The 16,026-nt window shown below is 70.1% G+C and carries 19 protein-coding genes; 10 read left to right on the forward strand and 9 right to left on the reverse strand.

Annotation, left to right across the window (positions count from 1 at the left end):
• The first annotated feature begins 106 nt into the window (after positions 1 to 106).
• From ACFP2T_RS22825 to ACFP2T_RS22835, 3 genes are all read left to right on the forward strand, one after another.
• Complete coding sequence (locus ACFP2T_RS22825) at positions 107 to 565, forward strand: Lrp/AsnC family transcriptional regulator (protein ID WP_377424804.1); 459 nt, start codon at positions 107 to 109, stop codon at positions 563 to 565.
• 418 nt (positions 566 to 983) lie between these two features.
• Positions 984 to 2,348: a glycoside hydrolase family 6 protein gene (locus ACFP2T_RS22830; RefSeq protein ID WP_377424805.1), complete on the forward strand. Its 1,365-nt coding sequence runs from the start codon at positions 984 to 986 to the stop codon at positions 2,346 to 2,348.
• A gap of 160 nt (positions 2,349 to 2,508) precedes the next feature.
• Positions 2,509 to 4,545, forward strand: a complete 2,037-nt coding sequence (locus tag ACFP2T_RS22835) for a beta-propeller domain-containing protein (RefSeq protein ID WP_377424806.1) — start codon at positions 2,509 to 2,511, stop codon at positions 4,543 to 4,545.
• A 9-nt stretch (positions 4,546 to 4,554) separates the two neighbouring features.
• On the opposite strand, the gene ACFP2T_RS22840 is transcribed toward ACFP2T_RS22835, so the two are convergent.
• Positions 4,555 to 5,661: a T3SS (YopN, CesT) and YbjN peptide-binding chaperone 1 gene (locus ACFP2T_RS22840; protein ID WP_377424808.1), complete on the reverse strand. Its 1,107-nt coding sequence runs from the start codon at positions 5,659 to 5,661 to the stop codon at positions 4,555 to 4,557.
• Positions 5,662 to 5,759: 98 nt separating this feature from the next.
• Positions 5,760 to 6,659 (reverse strand): extracellular catalytic domain type 1 short-chain-length polyhydroxyalkanoate depolymerase, encoded by a 900-nt coding sequence (locus ACFP2T_RS22845; protein ID WP_377424810.1) that lies wholly within the window; start codon positions 6,657 to 6,659, stop codon positions 5,760 to 5,762.
• Positions 6,660 to 6,743: 84 nt separating this feature from the next.
• On the opposite strand from ACFP2T_RS22845, the gene ACFP2T_RS22850 reads away from it, so the two are divergent.
• Positions 6,744 to 7,325 carry a PadR family transcriptional regulator gene (locus ACFP2T_RS22850; protein WP_377424811.1) on the forward strand — a complete coding sequence of 194 codons (582 nt, stop codon included), beginning with the start codon at positions 6,744 to 6,746 and terminating at the stop codon, positions 7,323 to 7,325.
• Between the two features lie 107 nt (positions 7,326 to 7,432).
• Positions 7,433 to 7,690 (forward strand): hypothetical protein, encoded by a 258-nt coding sequence (locus tag ACFP2T_RS22855; protein ID WP_377424813.1) that lies wholly within the window; start codon positions 7,433 to 7,435, stop codon positions 7,688 to 7,690.
• Here ACFP2T_RS22855 and ACFP2T_RS22860 read toward each other — a convergent pair.
• Entirely contained in the window at positions 7,674 to 8,315 is a 642-nt protein-coding gene (locus ACFP2T_RS22860; protein WP_377424814.1) for an NAD(P)-dependent oxidoreductase, read from the reverse strand. The genes ACFP2T_RS22855 and ACFP2T_RS22860 overlap by 17 nt on opposite strands.
• Positions 8,316 to 8,483: 168 nt before the next feature.
• On the reverse strand, positions 8,484 to 9,455 hold the full coding sequence (locus tag ACFP2T_RS22865) for an EamA family transporter (protein ID WP_377424816.1): 972 nt from the start codon (positions 9,453 to 9,455) through the stop codon (positions 8,484 to 8,486).
• A gap of 88 nt (positions 9,456 to 9,543) precedes the next feature.
• Here ACFP2T_RS22865 and ACFP2T_RS22870 point away from each other — a divergent pair, with 88 nt between their 5' ends.
• Complete coding sequence (locus ACFP2T_RS22870; protein ID WP_377424818.1) at positions 9,544 to 10,041, forward strand: MarR family winged helix-turn-helix transcriptional regulator; 498 nt, start codon at positions 9,544 to 9,546, stop codon at positions 10,039 to 10,041.
• A 56-nt stretch (positions 10,042 to 10,097) separates the two neighbouring features.
• Here the strand turns inward: ACFP2T_RS22870 and ACFP2T_RS22875 are convergent, their stop codons facing one another.
• Positions 10,098 to 10,361, reverse strand: coding sequence for a DUF6457 domain-containing protein (locus tag ACFP2T_RS22875; RefSeq protein WP_377424819.1), 264 nt, complete (start codon positions 10,359 to 10,361; stop codon positions 10,098 to 10,100).
• Positions 10,358 to 10,972, reverse strand: coding sequence for a molybdenum cofactor guanylyltransferase (mobA, locus tag ACFP2T_RS22880; protein WP_377424820.1), 615 nt, complete (start codon positions 10,970 to 10,972; stop codon positions 10,358 to 10,360). Before mobA ends, ACFP2T_RS22875 begins: the two co-directional genes overlap by 4 nt.
• A gap of 59 nt (positions 10,973 to 11,031) precedes the next feature.
• Between mobA and fdhD the strand changes: the two genes are divergently transcribed.
• Together fdhD and ACFP2T_RS22890 are read left to right on the forward strand one after the other, a co-directional pair.
• The gene (gene fdhD, locus ACFP2T_RS22885; RefSeq protein WP_377424821.1) at positions 11,032 to 11,889 is read left to right on the forward strand and encodes a formate dehydrogenase accessory sulfurtransferase FdhD; all 858 of its coding nucleotides are present in this window, start codon (positions 11,032 to 11,034) and stop codon (positions 11,887 to 11,889) included.
• A gap of 164 nt (positions 11,890 to 12,053) precedes the next feature.
• The gene (locus tag ACFP2T_RS22890) at positions 12,054 to 12,494 is read left to right on the forward strand and encodes a nuclear transport factor 2 family protein (protein ID WP_377424823.1); all 441 of its coding nucleotides are present in this window, start codon (positions 12,054 to 12,056) and stop codon (positions 12,492 to 12,494) included.
• Between the two features lie 80 nt (positions 12,495 to 12,574).
• On the opposite strand, the gene ACFP2T_RS22895 is transcribed toward ACFP2T_RS22890, so the two are convergent.
• Both ACFP2T_RS22895 and ACFP2T_RS22900 read right to left on the reverse strand, forming a co-directional pair.
• Positions 12,575 to 13,669, reverse strand: coding sequence for a DUF4192 domain-containing protein (locus tag ACFP2T_RS22895; protein ID WP_377424824.1), 1,095 nt, complete (start codon positions 13,667 to 13,669; stop codon positions 12,575 to 12,577).
• 128 nt (positions 13,670 to 13,797) lie between these two features.
• On the reverse strand, positions 13,798 to 14,307 hold the full coding sequence (locus ACFP2T_RS22900) for a hypothetical protein (protein ID WP_377424826.1): 510 nt from the start codon (positions 14,305 to 14,307) through the stop codon (positions 13,798 to 13,800).
• A 251-nt stretch (positions 14,308 to 14,558) separates the two neighbouring features.
• On the opposite strand from ACFP2T_RS22900, the gene ACFP2T_RS22905 reads away from it, so the two are divergent.
• Together ACFP2T_RS22905 and ACFP2T_RS22910 are read left to right on the forward strand one after the other, a co-directional pair.
• Complete coding sequence (locus tag ACFP2T_RS22905; protein ID WP_377424828.1) at positions 14,559 to 15,344, forward strand: helix-turn-helix domain-containing protein; 786 nt, start codon at positions 14,559 to 14,561, stop codon at positions 15,342 to 15,344.
• Positions 15,341 to 15,526, forward strand: a complete 186-nt coding sequence (locus ACFP2T_RS22910; protein WP_377424829.1) for a DUF397 domain-containing protein — start codon at positions 15,341 to 15,343, stop codon at positions 15,524 to 15,526. The genes ACFP2T_RS22905 and ACFP2T_RS22910 overlap by 4 nt, the downstream gene beginning before the upstream one ends.
• 39 nt (positions 15,527 to 15,565) lie before the next feature.
• Here the strand turns inward: ACFP2T_RS22910 and ACFP2T_RS22915 are convergent, their stop codons facing one another.
• Positions 15,566 to 15,967 (reverse strand): hypothetical protein, encoded by a 402-nt coding sequence (locus ACFP2T_RS22915; protein ID WP_377424830.1) that lies wholly within the window; start codon positions 15,965 to 15,967, stop codon positions 15,566 to 15,568.
• Positions 15,968 to 16,026: the final 59 nt, after the last annotated feature.

Here is a 16,026-nt window from a genome sequence, read left to right on the forward strand (position 1 = left end):
GAGATATGTCCGCTTTCTAGGGATCCTCGGCTGGTTCACGGATCCAAGGGTAGGTACGGTACAGGTTCACTAACAGCTAAAATTGTTGCCTACGAGAGGCAGAACGTTGCAGATCGACGAGGTAGACCAGCGAATCATTGCGTCACTCGTGGCCGATGCCCGATCGTCGTACGCGGAGATCGGTTCCCGGGTCTCGCTCTCGGCTCCCGCCGTGAAGCGGCGGGTCGATCGGCTACGGGCGGCCGGGGTCATCCGGGGATTCACGACCGTCATCGACCCGGCGGCCGTCGGCTGGAACACCGAGGCGTTCGTGGAACTCTTCTGCACCGGCCGGACCACGCCGACCCAGATCACCTTGGCGACCCGGCGGCATCCGGAGGTGGTCGCCGCGTACACGGTCTCGGGCGAGGCCGACGCGCTGGTCCATCTCCGGGCGGCCGACATCTCACACCTGGAGCAGGCGCTGGAGCGACTCCGCGCCGAGCCCTTCGTCACCTCGTCGCGAAGCATGATCGTGCTGTCCCGGCTGGTCGACTCACCGACCGTAGTCCCCGCGCCGTCCTGACCACCGGCCGTCCTGAACCACGGCGCCGCCACCGATCGCGCCGCTGCCACCACCCGGCGGCCGTCAGGACGCGGCTTTCAGAGGGCTTGATCCCTATCGATTGAGGCTCCGCCACTTTGGGCCTGACCGGCAAAGATGCGGCATTCGATCACGTTGATATTTCTGTCCTGTTTCCCACTGGTTGCGGTGGGAGCGTTCCCATGTAATGATGGGCATCAATTGGTACTTGTAGTCGCGGAGCCGGGCAAGAACATTACGTCGCCCAGGGCAACCGATATCCGGAAAAGGGCGGCCGCGACGCCGAACCCCGCACACCGCGGACGCGGGTGATCGGCCCCCGCACAACCGACCTGAAAAGCCCGTCGCGTGGTCCCGATCGGACCGCGACGGCAGTCGAGACTGTCACAAGGAGTATTCGATGGAAACCAATCCCTTACCTCGGGGTAAGTGGACACCGGTACGTCGAGGACTAGCCGCCGCCGCGGCCCTGACCCTCGTCTCCGGCATGATCGCCGGCAATGCCGGTCCGGCCAGCGCGGCCCCCCGGGTGGACAACCCGTACGAGGGAGCCACGGTCTACGTGAACCCGGACTGGGCGGCGAGGGCCACTGCCAGCGGTGGCTCCGCGATCGCCGACCAGCCCACCGGAGTCTGGATGGACCGCCGCGCCGCGATCGAGGGCACCCAGGGCGCCCGTGGTCTGCGGGAGCACCTGGACGGTGCCGTCGAGCAGGGTGCCGACCTGATCCAGATCGTCATCTACAACCTGCCCGGCCGGGACTGCGCCGCACTGGCCAGCAACGGTGAACTGGGTCCGGACGACATCGACATCTACCAGTCCGAGTACATCGACCCGATCGTCGAGATCATGAGTGATCCGGCCTACGCGGACCTGCGGATCGTCAACATTATCGAGATCGATTCACTGCCCAACCTGGTCACCAACGTCGGATCCCGGGAAACCGCGACGCCCGAGTGCGACGAGATGCTGGCCAACGGCAATTACGTGGCCGGAGTCGGTTACGCGCTGGCCCAGCTCGGTTCGCTGGAGAACACCTACAACTACATCGACATCGGCCACCACGGCTGGCTCGGCTGGGACGACAACTTCGGTGCGGCGGCCCAGCTCTTCCACGAGGCGGCGACCGCTAACGGCAGCAGCGTGGACGACGTGCACGGCTTCATCAGCAACACCGCCAACTACGGCGTGCTGCGTGAGGAGTTCTTCAACGCCAACACCGTCGTCGGCGGTCGGCCGGTCCGCGAGAGCACGACCTGGGTCGACTGGAACCGCTACGTCGACGAACTGTCGTACGCCCAGGCGTACCGGGACGAACTCGTCTCGGTCGGCTTCAACTCCGACATCGGCATGCTGATCGACACCTCCCGCAACGGCTGGGGCGGATCGGAGCGGCCGACCCGGGCCAGCACCTCGACCGACCCGAACACCTTCGTCAACGACTCACGCATCGACCGCCGGATCCACCTCGGCAACTGGTGCAACCAGTCCGGCGCCGGCATCGGCGAGCGGCCGACCGCCTCCCCGGAGGACGGCATCGACGCGTACGTCTGGATCAAGCCCCCGGGCGAGTCGGACGGCGCCAGCCGGGAGATCGAGAACGAGGAGGGCAAGGGCTTCGACCGGATGTGCGACCCGACGTACACCGGCAACCCGCGTAACCAGAACAACATGTCGGGCGCCCTGCCGGACGCCCCGCTCTCCGGGCACTGGTTCGAGGCCCAGTTCCAGGAACTGCTGGCCAACGCCTACCCGCCGCTGTGATCCTTCCAGCCCCTGCCCAGGACTGAGGATCTATCCGGCAACGGCACGGTAGGGGACCTGGTGCGGTCGACACCGACCGCACCAGGCCCGTGTCCGCGCCACCGGCCTTTGGGACCGCGCCACCGGGAACGCGAACGCGGGGCGGCGCGTCGAACCGGGCATGAGACGCGTACGGGGAACCCGAGCCGCCACCGTTGGCACAGCGCTGGTCGCCGGCCTGGCGCTGCTGTCCGGCACCCTGCTCGCCGGCTGCACCGACGATCCGGAGCCGACCCCGCCACCGGCCGATCCCGGCGTACCGGCCGGCGGTTTCCGGCTCGTCGCCTTCGACTCCTGTACGGACGCGCTGGCGCAGCTCAGGTCCGCCGCGAAGGCGTACGTCGGGCCGTACGGCTTCGGTAGTGGCAACTGGGGGCAGGGTGGCCCGGAGTTCACCGGCCGCGATGCCGGCGGAAACCAGCGGGCCGCTGCCGCCGAGGACAGCGCCGGCCAGCAGGGCACGGCGGCCGCCCCCGCGTACTCGGGGACCAACACCCACGAGGCCGGGGTGGACGAACCGGACCTGGTGAAGACGGACGGCCGACGGATCGTCACGGTCAGCCAGGGAACGCTGCGGGTGGTCGATCCGGCGAGTCGGCAGCTGACCGGCACCCTGAAGCTCGATTCCGCCCCGGACGGCGGATGGTCCGACGCCACCCTGCTGTTGCACGCGGACCGGGCGCTGGTGCTGGTCCGGAGCCAGGGAATGGCCGTGTCCGGCGGAATCCGCCGGGACGGTGACGGCGTGCCGCCGATCGACAGGGACGCGATCACGGGCCCCCGGCTGATCCTGGTCGACCTCGCCGGGCCGCCGAAGATCCTCGGCGAGTACCGGTTCGACGGCGACCTCGTCGACGCCCGGCAGGTCGGCGCGACCGCCCGGGTCGTGGTCCGGTCCGGCCCCCGGCTGGAGTTCCCGCTCAACAAGGGCGAGGGGCCGGTCAACGAGAAGAAGAACCTCGCCGCCAACCGGAAGATCGTGGACGAGGCCGGGATCGACGCCTGGTTGCCCCGCTACCAGACCGTCACCGCCGACGGCCGGACCAGCACCGGACGGGTCGGCTGCGACCGGCTGAGCCGGCCGGCGGTCTACTCCGGCACGTCGCTCGTCTCCATCCTCAGCTTCGATCTCGGCACGGCCAGCCTCGGCGACGGCGACCCGGTGACGGTCGCCGCCGACGGCGACACCGTCTACAGCAACGGGCCACGGCTCTACATCACCAGCGACCAGCGCTGGCGGGTACTCCCGACCCTGAGCCGGAGCAACGTGCTGCCCAAGGCGGAGGACGAGCAGACCGAGGTCTACCAGTTCGACACCTCCGGTCCCGGCCGTCCCCGGTACGTCACCGCCGCGACCGTACGAGGTTGGGTGATCAACCAGTACGCGCTCTCCGAGTGGGACGGTCACCTGCGGGTCGCCACCACGAGCGGTCGCACCTGGGGCGACAACCCGAAGTCCAGCTCCTCCGTGTACGTCCTGCGCGCGGACGGACGGACGCTGACCGAGACCGGCCGGGTCACCGGACTGGGCAAGGGTGAACGCATCTACAGCGTGCGGTTCGCCGAGGGCATCGGTTACGTGGTGACCTTCCGGCAGACCGACCCGCTCTACACGGTCGATCTGCGGAACCCGAAGTCGCCGAAGGTCACCGGCGAACTGAAGATCACCGGGTACTCGGCGTACCTGCATCCGGTCGGCGAGGGGCGATTGCTCGGGATCGGCCAGGAGGCGAACCTCCAAGGACGGACCCAGGGCACCCAGATCTCCCTGTTCGACGTCTCGGATCTCACCAAGCCGACCCGGATCGCCCAGCACCACGTCCGGTTCGGCCACTCCGAGGCCGAGTTCGACCCGCACGCGTTCCTCTACTGGCCGGCGACGAACTCACTGGTGGTGCCGCTGACCGCGTACGGCCAGACGATGAGGGACGAGAAGACCGTGACGGGCGGGGCGCTGGTGCTGCGGGTGACCGACGGCGGCTTCACCGAGTCGGGCCGGATCGATCACGCCGAGGTGCAGACGACACAGACCGGGCAGCCGGACGGAACGATCCGCCGCTCGCTGATGATCGACGGCGTCCTCTGGACCGTCTCCGACGCTGCCGTCAAGGCAACCGACCTCGCCACCCTGAACACGCTCGGCGTGATCCGGACCTGATCCGGCGGACTACAGGTACATGCCTGTCCGGTGCTCGCTGGGATCGCGGTGCTGCGGCTTGTCCCCCTCGCCGAAGAACCGCCGGCCGCCGAACTCGCCGTGCAGCCGGTCGTCCAACTCGTCGGCGAGACCGGTCATCACCTGCACCGCGAGCATCAGGTGGGTGGCCTGGAAGTTGCGGCCGAAGACCGGGATGGAGGCCCAGACGGTGTCGTTGGTGCAGTAGAGCCGGCCGATCGGCATCCGGTTCGTCAGCTCGGACAGCTTGACGTAGAGCTGCTCGGTCGGCTCGATCTCGGTGAGCACCGGCGAGAAGACGTCGACCAGCGGGGGATTGTCCCGGACCCGGACGAAGACCATCGCCGAGCCGGCCCGGATGCCGATGTCGCCGTCGGAGTCGACCTGGAGCTGTTCCGCCGACGACTTCAGCATCGCGGAGACCACGGTCCGGACCCGGTCCTCCAGGGCAAGGCTCTCCTCGCCGGCCTGGGCGGCCCGGGCGGCGGCGAGCGCCTCGTCGAGATCGAGGTCGAGGTTCTGGTCGGCGGCGACCTCGGGCCGGGCGGTGCCGAGCGGTTCGACCGCGATCGGCTCGTCCTCCTCGTCGTGGACCAGGAAGACGAGGAACGCGGGGTGCGGCGCTCCGTACACGTCACGCAGGGTTCGCGAGACGGTGGTGGCGAGGCGGCCCGCGTCGGCCGTACCGACCCGCATCCCGAAGTGGCCGCCGGAACCCTCGACCACCCCGGGCGGCGACCAGCCGAGCGCGATCATGTCGGCGACCGCGGCCCGATCCAGCCGGTACCCCTGGGGCAGGGCGGCGTTACCCACCGCCCGTACGTCGATCCGACCCTCCTCGCCGACCTCGATGCTCACCGAGTAGACCGCGTCGCCGGTGCCGGACGCGGTGGGATCGAGAGTCAGCGCGACCTGCGCCCCGGGCGGCAGGGCGCGGATCTGCTCGGCGAGCGCCCGAGCGAACTCCTGCCACGCCTCGGTCACCTTGACCCGCAGGTCCGCGGTGGTGGGTTCGTCGAGCAGGATCGACTCGTAATGATCGGCCGGGTTCCCCTCGGTCACTTCGTCCCCCGGCGCCTCAGGGTGTTCAGCCGCCATAATCGCCTCCGTCCGTCAGGGCACCGCACACCCTACCCAGCGGACCGGGTGCTAGGGATAGTGCGGACCCCGATCGGACACCACAGGAGTGCGAACCGTCACGGACGACGGGGGTGTGCCGCGAAGAACTCCCACATCGTGACGGTGGCATCGACGGCCGTCTTGTAGCCGGTCGCGGCCGGCCAGGCGTGCCCCATCCCGTTCACCGTGTAGTCGACGACCTCGCTGCCATCGGAGCAGGTGCTGGCCGTGCGGTTCACGGTCTTGGCCTTGTCGACCCAGGCCGGCTTTCCGACCTCGCAGCCGAGGTTGCCCTGCCACCGGGCCAGTCCGCCGTACATCCGGGAGGAGTTGCGGTCGTTCCGGCCGATGAAGGTGATCATCGAGACGGGCCTGGACGGTTTGTAATTTGGGTCACTCGCGGCCGGACCACCGGTGAAGGCCCCGCTCACCGGTGCGATCGCCGCGAAGACCTCGGCTGCCTCGACACCCAGTGAGTACGTCAGTTCGGCGCCGGAGGAGAAACCCGTCGCGTACACCCGGGCGGGATCGGCCGACCAGGTCTTGACCAGTTGCTCGACGATGGCCCGGACGAGGTTGACGTCGTCCCCCTGCTCGCTCAGCCGGCTGAACTGCTGGTTGAACGCCTGGGGATAGGCGACGAGGAAGTTCTCCTTGTCGGCCAGGGCGTTCAGTCCGCTGGTCCTGCCCAGTGCCTCGACGCTCTGATCGGTGCCGTGCAGGGCGACCACCAACGGCGTCGGCGTGCCGGGGCGGTATCCGGGCGGCGCGTGCAGCATCCAGGTCCGCTCCTTGCCGGCCCAGTCGAGCGCCATGCTGTGGTCGCCCGGCGCCGGGGGGATCTCCGGGCGGGTCGAGCGTGTCGGGTTCGGGGCGGTCTCCGGGCCGGCGTCGTCCTCCGCGCCACACGCTGTGGCGGTGCCGATGATCACCGTAAACGCGACCGTGGCCAGGATCGATCGTCCAACTCTGCGCATCGGGTCCCCCGTCTCCAGATTCACTTGTTGTCGTGGGACTATGTCAAAAATGACATAGCAAAGCCGCACCCGGGAGATAACAGTTTGGCTACCGTCAGCGCACTGGGTTACGCCCTGCTGTGCGCCCTCCATCGGGGCCCGCTCACCGGATACGACCTGGTCCAGCGGATGGCGAAGCCGATCGGCTACTACTGGACCGCACGGCAGAGCCAGATCTATCCCGAGTTGGCCCGGTTGTCGGCGGCGGGCTTGATCGAGCACGAGGCCGAGGACGGGCCAGGGCCGAGGCAACGCAAGACCCACCGGCTCACGGCCGCCGGGCGGGAGACCCTCGCCGCCTGGCTGGTCGAACCACCCGCACCCCGGGCACCCCGGGCACCCCGCGACGAGGCGGTACTCAAGACGTACGCCCTCGCCGCGGCCGATCCGGACCGGATGCGCGAGTTCTATCTCGCCGAGGCCGAGGCGTACCAGCGACGGCTGGACGACTTCCGGGCACAGCACACGGAGATGCGCAGCCGACACGCGGACGATCCCGGCCATCCCCAGTTCGGTGCGTACGCCACCCTGGAGCTGGCGTTGGTCAGCACGCCGGCCCGGATCCAGTGGTGCCGGTGGATGGCCGAACGGATGGCCGAACTCGGTCGGCCGCACCGCGACCAGTGACCGACCATTCCACTCTGCCGCCACCGCAGTACTGGCGTCGCAGGGCCGGTGCCGAACCGTCGGCGTCGGACCGTCGGCGTCGCAGCATTGTCGTACCGTGTCTCGTCGTGCGGGAATGGGACGTCCACGACCTACCGACAACGGTCGCCGGGTGGCGGGAGTACCTCGCCGGATACAGCGCCGACTACCTGCGGGTGGCCGACGAGCAGGACCTGGCCGAGGTCAGCGCCGAGCAGCGGGCCGCCGGCTGGCTCGGCTTCGCGGCGGCCACGGAGGCGCAGGTGGCCGCCCTGGAGAAACGCCTCGGCCCGCTGAGCCGGCCCGGGCCTGGCCCAGGCCGGGGCCCGCTCAGTGGGCGACCGTGAAGCGCGCCCGGCGGTGCCGGGGCTGCTCGGCCTCGTCCAGCAATGCCACGGCGAGGTCCTCCATCGAGATCCACGAGCCGCCATCGGCGTCGACGAGCAGTTCGTCGGCGCCGAGCCGGTATCGACCGGTCCGCGTCCCCGGTTCGAGCAGCGCCGGCGGACTGAGGTAGGTCCAGTCCGCGTTGGTGTCGGCGCACACCGCAGCGAACTGCGCGACGCAGGCGAGGGCGATCGGTCGGTGTTCGGCCGGCAGGAAGGCTGGCTCGTCAAGGACGCTACGGCCGTCGCCGCCCGGTACGGTCAGGCTGGCCGCGCCGCCCACGATCAGCAGCCGTACGCCGGTCTTGGCCGCCGCCGCGAGCTGCGCACGGGCGGTCACGACCAGTTCCTGCTCGCGACCCAGGCCCGGACGGGTCGCGCTGACCACAAGGTCCCGACCGGCGCTCAGCTCGACGACCTCCCCGACGTCGGCGGCGTCCCCGGTCCGGTGCTCGGCGTCCGGATGCAGCTCGCCGAGGCGTGCCGGGTCCCGCACCACGGCGGTGACCTGGTGACCACGGGACAGTCCTTCGCTCACCACCCGGCTCCCCACCTGGCCGGCCGCCCCGAAAACGGTGATCCACATGTTGTTCTCTCCCTCTTGTTGTCAGTTGTCGGCCCGCTTGTTGTAGTTGCCGGCCCGCTTGTTGTAGTTGCCGGCCCGCTTGTTGTAGTTGCCGGCCCGCTTGTTATCAGGTGCCGGCCCGTGACCCGGCCGGTTCGACCAGCGGTTGCCCCGGTCCGGGCCGTCCGGTCAGCCGGCTGCCCGTGGTCGGGCCTCCGGGATGTTCGGCAGCCGGGCCGCCTCCACCCCGCCGTCCGGGACTCGCCGCGCTTCCTGGTGGCCGCCGCGGAGCGGACGGGTGCCCGCCGGACCGCCGTGGAGCTGTGGCACGACGATGGCGGCGAGGACGACCAGACCGCCCAACGCCTGAGCCGGGGTCAGCTCCTGATCGAGCACGATCCAGCCGAGTGCGGTGGCGACGACGGGGCTGAGCATGCTGAGGAAGGAGACGTTGGTCGGGGGAAGGGCCCGGATTCCCCGGAACCACAGGGCGTAGGCGAAGGCCGAGCCGACGACAGTGAGATAGCCGTACCCGGCCAGGTTCGCCATGGTGAGCGACGCCGGCGGCGGCCCCTCGACGAGCAGAGTCACCGGTAGGAGCAGCAGGCCACCGGCGACGAGCTGCCAGCCGGTGGCGGCCAGCACGGGCACGGGCGCGGGCCACCGTTTGCTCAACACCACCCCGAGCGCCATGGACGCCGCGCCGCCCGCCGCAGCGGCGACCCCGACGGCGTCCAACCGCGCGTCGGCCCGGAGCACGAGCAGGGTGACGCCGGCCAGCCCCGCGATGGCGGCGACCACCGTACGCGTGCGGAGGACTTCACCGAGCAGGCCGGTGGCCAGGCCGAGGACGAGCAGCGGCTGGATCGCGCCGACCGTGGCCGCAACCCCGCCGGGCAGCCGGTACGCGGCGACGAAGAGCAGCGCGAAGAACGCGCCAATGTTGAGGGTGCCGAGCACTGCCGCCCGCCACCACCAGTCTCCCCGGGGCAGTCGTCGGGTGAGCGCGACGAGCGCGAGGCCGGCGGGGAGGGCCCGCGCTGTCGCGGCGAGCAGTGGGCGCCCGGGCGGCAGGAATTCGGTGGTGACGAGGTAGGTACTGCCCCAGATCATGGGCACCAGCGCGGTGGCCAGCAGGATGGGCGTCCGATTACTTAGCACTAAGGTAAAGTACCTCACCGCTAAGGCAATTTGAGCGCGCGGTCCCGGTGACTTACCTCACCGCTAAGGAATTGGCTAGGCTGGTGCGGTGGCAGACCACGTCGACGTCGTACTGGAACAGTGGGCCGCGCACCGCCCCGACCTCGATGTCTCCCCGATGGCGGTGATCGGACGGCTGTCCCGCCTCTCCCGCCTGGTCGGGACCGAACTGGACCGCACGTTCGCCGCGCACGGGCTCGACAGAGCCTCGTTCGACGTACTGGCCACGCTCCGCCGCAGCGGACCGCCGTACCGGCTGACCCCGACCGAGCTGATGCGTTCCGCAATGGTCACCTCGGGCGCGATCACCCAACGCCTCGACCGCCTCGAAGCGCGGGGACTGGTCACCCGTACTCCGAGCGAGGCGGACCGGCGAGGCGTCCTCGTCGCCCTGACCGACGAGGGCCACGCCCTCATCGACCGGGTCCTGCCCGACCACGTCGCCACCGAGGACCGGTTGCTCGCCGCGCTCACCCCGGCCGAGCGGGACGCCCTCGCCCGTACGCTCCGGCGGCTGCTGGAGTCGCTCGGCGACACCACCGGCTGATCCCGGCCGGGCTCAGACACTCCGTCCGGGCGGGCTCAGACTTCCGTCCGGCGGGCTCAGACCGATTCCGGTAGCGGCTGATCGGATCCGTCCGGCGACCAGTTCAGGGCCAGGCGGGACAGCCCGGCCGCCGCGACCGCCGGGTCCGCGCCCCGACCGACCGCGATCCCGAGCAGGTACGCGGTGACCGGCGCACCGGGCCGGAGCACGTGATGGGCCACGTCGCGGGCCAGATCGAGCACCTGCGGCACGTCGACCTCGGCCGGATCGAGGTCGAGCTCGGCACAGGCCGCCGCCACCCAGCGATCCATCGTCGTCATCGAATCCACTCCTCCGCCCGGCGTAGGTCGTCGTCAGTGTCGCAGTCGAACCAGGGTGGCGGTCCCGCCCCGCCCCACGCCACCCCGGTCACGGTCAACTCGGCCATCAGGGCACGCATCGAGGTACCGGTGAGGACGCCGTCGTGCCTGGCCGCCAGCCTGGCCAGCGCATCACGCAGCGACGCCAGCCGCCAGACGCCACACAGCCACTGCTGACGCCCGGTTTCGTCGAGGTAGACGGCACCGTCCGCCGTACCGGACCGGGCCAACACGGTACGCAGGTTCCGCACCGCCGCCGTCGTCAACAGCGGCAGGTCGGCGGCGAGCAGTGCGACCGTGGTCGTACCCGGGTCGGCGTGCTCGGTGACCAGGGCCAGCCCGGCGGCGGTGGCGGCGACCGGTCCACCGCCCGGTGGCTGCTCCCGGGTGTCCCGTACCCCGCTCGGCGGGCTTCCGGTCGCGCCGACCACGATCCGGGGCGTGGCGTCGGCGACCGCCGCGAGCACCCGGTCCCGCATCGGAGTTCCGCCCACCGGCCGCGTCGGCTTGTCCACACCGCCCATCCGGCGCCCCGCCCCACCCGCCAGCACCACCGCCGCGAACCCGGTCATCCGGTAACGGTAGCCGGGCTTCCGGCTGCGGATCGCGGGCCGCGAGAGAGGATGGCGGAATGGGACGAGCCAGTGTGCGACGAACGGTGCTGCGGATAGACCTGGAATCCGGTGCGACGAATGGGCGACCGGCCGTACGCCGGCCGGACAACCTGGCCGCCGAGGAGCCGCTGGAGATCCGCGTGGGAGCGGCCGGGCCCGGCCGACGTGCTCCGCTCGCGGTCACCATGCGTACCCCTGGCGACGATCTCGACCTGGCGATCGGATTCCTGCTCACCGAGGGCATCATCAGGTCCACCGATGACGTGCGTACCGCCCAGTTGTGCGCCGGCACCGACACTCCGAACACCTACAACGTGGTCGACGTCGTGCTCGCCGACGACGTACCCGCACCCGCCACCGACCCGTCCCGCAACTTCTACACCACCAGTTCGTGCGGGGTGTGTGGCAAGGCCAGCATCGACGCCGTCCGGACCAGGTCCCAGTACGACGTCGCGACCGACCCGGTCACCGTGCCGGCGCGTACCCTCGCCGACCTGCCGGACCGGCTGCGTGCCGCCCAGCGTGGCTTCGACCGCACGGGCGGGCTGCACGCCGCCGGTCTCTTCAGCGCCGACGGGGAGCTCGTGGTGCTCCGCGAGGACGTCGGCCGGCACAATGCGGTGGACAAGGTGATCGGCTGGGCGGTCCGGGAGCGGCGGCTGCCGCTGGCCGGGCATCTGCTGCTGGTCTCTGGCCGGGCCAGTTTCGAGCTGACCCAGAAGGCGTGGATGGCCGGGATTCCGCTGCTCGCCGCCGTCTCCGCACCGAGCACACTTGCCGCCGAACTCGCGACCGAGGCCGGGATGACCCTGGTCGGCTTCCTCCGGGGCGCCACCATGAACGTGTACGCCGGAGACACCCGGATCAAGGTCTGACGTCTCGGGTCCGGGGTGACGGGTCTGTCCCCTGGCCGGGGTGACGGACCTGTCCACTTGGCTGGTTGGCGGATCTGTCCCCCGGCCCGGTTGGCGGCGTCCGGGAACGCCGCTTTACCCGTCGGGTAATCGCCGGATCGCATCTCGGCTGACAGGCTCGACGGGTGAACGCAACCAACACCGAAAGGCCCGCCATGGACACCCGAGCCACCGTCGAGGAGTTTCTGCGCCGGATCGGCGAGGGAGACCCGGATCACACCGCCGCGCTGTACGCGGAGCAGGTTGACTGGCAGGTCAACTGGCCGGAGCCGAGCCACGAGGCGGTGCCGTGGATCCGCCCCCGGTCGAGCCGGGCCGACGTCGCCGACCATCACCGGACGCTCGCCGCGAGCAGCGTTCCCGGGCAGGGGTCCGCGACGATCGACAGGATCCTGGTGGACGGTCCGGACGCGGTGGTGATCGGCGAGACCGCGCAGACCGTACGCGCCACCGGGAAGCGGTTCAGCACCCGGTTCGCGCTCCACCTCACCGTCGAGAACGGCTTGATCGTCCGGCACCACGTCTACGAGGACAGCCTTTCCGTCGCGCTGGCCTGCGAGGCGTAGTCCCGCCGCGTCATGTCCTTCGGATTCCGGCCCCTCATGTCGTTCGGAGCTGGCGCCTCATGTCGTTCGGATTCGGCGAGTCAATCGGACGGGTCTCGGCGTTCCCGGCGGCGGGACCGGGTCGGTCGACCGGGCTCGGGCCACCCGTCGAGCGCCGACGGGCCGATCCCGGCCTGCAACGCCTCCGTCAGGAGGAGCGCGAACGAGTAGTCGGGCTGGGCCTCCAGGGCGCGCTCCGCCGCCACGGTGGCCAGCGCGCCCTGTCCGGCACGCCAGGCGGCGAAGGCGAGCAGGCTCGCAGGAGCGGGGACCAGGTCCGGCTCGGCCCGACGCAGGACGTCCGTCCAGAGGGTCAACTGCCAGTCCTCGCCGCTGGTCCGCTGCCAGGCGTCATCCCGGATCGGCAGGTGCACCAGAAGCAGGCTGAGCCAGGCCACCTCGTCGTCGGTCAGCTGACCGTCCCGGCGATACCGGTCCAGCGCTCCGCGTACCGCAGCGCGGCCGGCGCGACGTAGTGCTCGGCGGCCGAGCAGATCCGTCGCCGGAGCCTTGTCCAGCAACGTGCGCAGGCGTATCTCCGCCTTCCTGGTCGCCTCCCGCATCGCGTCCCGGGCCGAACCCTCGACCGGGGCGATCCGCCGAACCAGGGCGTCCCGGTCCGGCAGGGCCACCTGACCGGCGAAGGTGGCCGCCGCGGCGAGTTGGCTCGTCGAGGCGTCGAACGGGGTGCCCTCGGCCGGGCAGCACTCCAGCTCCGTGCAGACGTACGACCAGTAGCGGTCGCCGGTGACCCGGATCGCGTCGACGACCGACAGACCGACCCGGCCCAGAGCGGCGGTCACCACGTCGATGATCGGGGTGACCCGCTCCGGTGGGCCGTACCCGATGATGGTCGTGGTCTCGACATCCTGCCGGGCGACGACCGCCGCGAGGTGTTCGGCGGCCTCGGCGGTCTCCGGAACGTCCTCCGCGCCGGGCAGGTCGCCCCGGGCGACGAAGACGACCCGGTTGCCGCGCATCGCGATCACCACCACGCTGTCGGCGGGGTGGAACCCCAGCAGGTACGGGACGGCGGCGAGCAGGTCTGCGGTCGAGCGGACGGTCAGGGTGGCCCGGTCCGTCGAGTTCTGATGGGTCGAGTTCCGGTCGGTCGGGTTCCGGTCGGTCGAGTTCATGCCGGGCAGCCTGGCCGGGCGTACCGATGATCGGAAGCGTCTCGTTACAGACTGTGGATGACACGCCGATTCATCCACAGCTACTCCCCGTAGTTCTCCTGCTCAGCCGCGAACCGCGTCCCGCCGCATTAGCCGCCATGGGATTGCTGTCCGTGCGATTCGGCCGCATCCTCACGTGGCGGTAGCCAGCCGAGAAACCGGACGGCGAGGCCGAGCGGGTCCAGGCGTGGTTGGTCGCCGATCGCGGCCAGCAGCTTGGTCGCCAGGTGGATCCGCAGGCCGTGCCGATCGTCTCGGTAGGCGACCAGCAGGGACAACCGGGCCGGTTGGCAGGGCCAGGGCGCACCGCACTCCCGGCACAGGAACAGCGGGCGCATCGGCGTGTGCGGGCGGAACCGGGCGTGCGGCCGGCGGGTGCTCCCCGTGCTCCGGAACAGGCGGATGCTCCCCGTGGTCCGGAACGGAAAGCGGCTGTTCGGCGCCCGCGTGTCCAGCGGCGGGTCCGGGGGCGGCAGGTACGGCATCGGAACGAGTTCCACCGAGTCCGGACAGCGCCACCGGAACCCGCAGCGGCAGTAACGCCAGAGTCGACGCCAATCCCGGCGATGGCGTGGCTTGATCCGGCATCGCCATTTCATCGGTGCCTCCTCGGCCGCATTGGACGCGGGAGCGACACGGGGGGGTCACACATCCCCGAGGCCGCCCGGCACACATCCGCCCGTCCCTTGGAAGGCGATGCACGCATGGATCCGGGCGAATGCGATAGCTTCCACTCTGGACTGCCGATGCTCCGCCCCGGAAGATGGGCGGCGGACGCGTGGCTCCGCCGAGTCGCATGTATCCGGAAGTAGCGAATTGGCTGACCCTCGTAGAGAGACGGAGAACGCGAATGGGCATGTCAGCGAGCGAGTTTCTGCTATGGGAGCTGCGCCGCCGGAGGGAGGTCGAGGGGCTCAGCCAGGACGAGTGGGGCTCTCGCGTCTACTTCTCCGCCCAACACGTGAGTGCGGTGGAGCGCGGCACCCGTCCAGCGAAGACGGACTATCTCGGTGCCGTCGACAAGGAGTTCGGCACGTCGTTGACGGTCTTCTACGAGAGCTTCGTCAAGAACGAACTCGCACCCGCGTGGTTGCGCCCCTGGCTGGAGTACGAGGAGAAGGCTGTCGCGCTTCGGCTGTACGGCGCCCTGGTGATCCCCGGGTTGTTCCAAACCGAGCGGTACGCGCGGATGGTTCTGTCGTGCGGCGCGCTTCAGCCCGACGAGGTGGAGCGCCGGGTCGAACTCCGAATGAGTCGGCGGTCCATTCTTGACCGGAAAGATCCACCGCGCATTTCCGCCGTCGTCGACGAACTGGTTCTCCGGCGCGGGGAGCCGGACATCATGCCGGAGCAACTGCACCACCTGGTCACGCTGGCGGACCGGCCGAACATCACCATCCGGGTCGTTCCGGCGGACGCCCCGGCCCATCTCGGCTGGGGCGGCCCTCTGGCGCTGGCGAGCCTCATCGACGCCGAGGACGTCGGTTACCTGGACAACCACCTGGAGGGGCAGACCGTGACCAGCCCGAACCAGATCTCCATGTTGGATGCGGCCTGGGATAGTGTCAGCGCGGTGGCACTGCCCGCTCGCCAATCCCTGAACCTCATCAAGGAAGTGGCAAAGTCATGGACATGACCGGCGCCGCCTGGCGCAAGAGCACCCGTTCCACTCCGAACGGCGGGGACTGTGTCGAGGTCGCGGACAACCTGCCCGGCCGCGTACTCGTCCGGGACACCAAAGACCGCGACGGCGGCACCCTGACCTTCGCCCCCGCCGCCTGGCACACCTTCGTCACCGACGTTGCCCGTCGGCCGTAACACCGGCCGAAGACCTGACGGGGTACGAGCGGCTGTCCGCTACCAATCCCGCCACTCGTCGGTGATCTCCCAGACACCGATGCCCCGTCGGGAGGCCAGCGCCTCCACATCGACCCGGGCCTCACGGAGCGAGGCGTCGATGTAGGCGCAGAGCTCTTCCCGCTCGTCGGTCTCGTACGCCGCACCCTCATACCTGTCGTTGACCCGGTTCAACGCGAGCACGGTGCGCTCGATGACGCCGAACACCTCCTCGTCCGCCGGTGGTTCAACCCAGCGGATCTCGGCCTCGAACGCCGCGAGAACCTCGTCCGTGTCCGCCAGCATCGGCTCCGGAAAGAGTTGAGTGGCGTACGCGCATTCGGGGTCGATCGTTCCGGCGGCAAGCTCAGCCGCCTCCCGCACGACCTGTCGCCGCCACGAATCAGATGGTCGTTCAGCCATCGCGCGATCGTAGGCGGGCCCTCCGACATGCCCGGGGTGTTAAAAGGGGGCCCTTCCTA

Origin of the sequence: Plantactinospora solaniradicis, assembly GCF_042658085.1 — a bacterium.
Taxonomy (GTDB): domain Bacteria; phylum Actinomycetota; class Actinomycetes; order Mycobacteriales; family Micromonosporaceae; genus Plantactinospora; species Plantactinospora solaniradicis.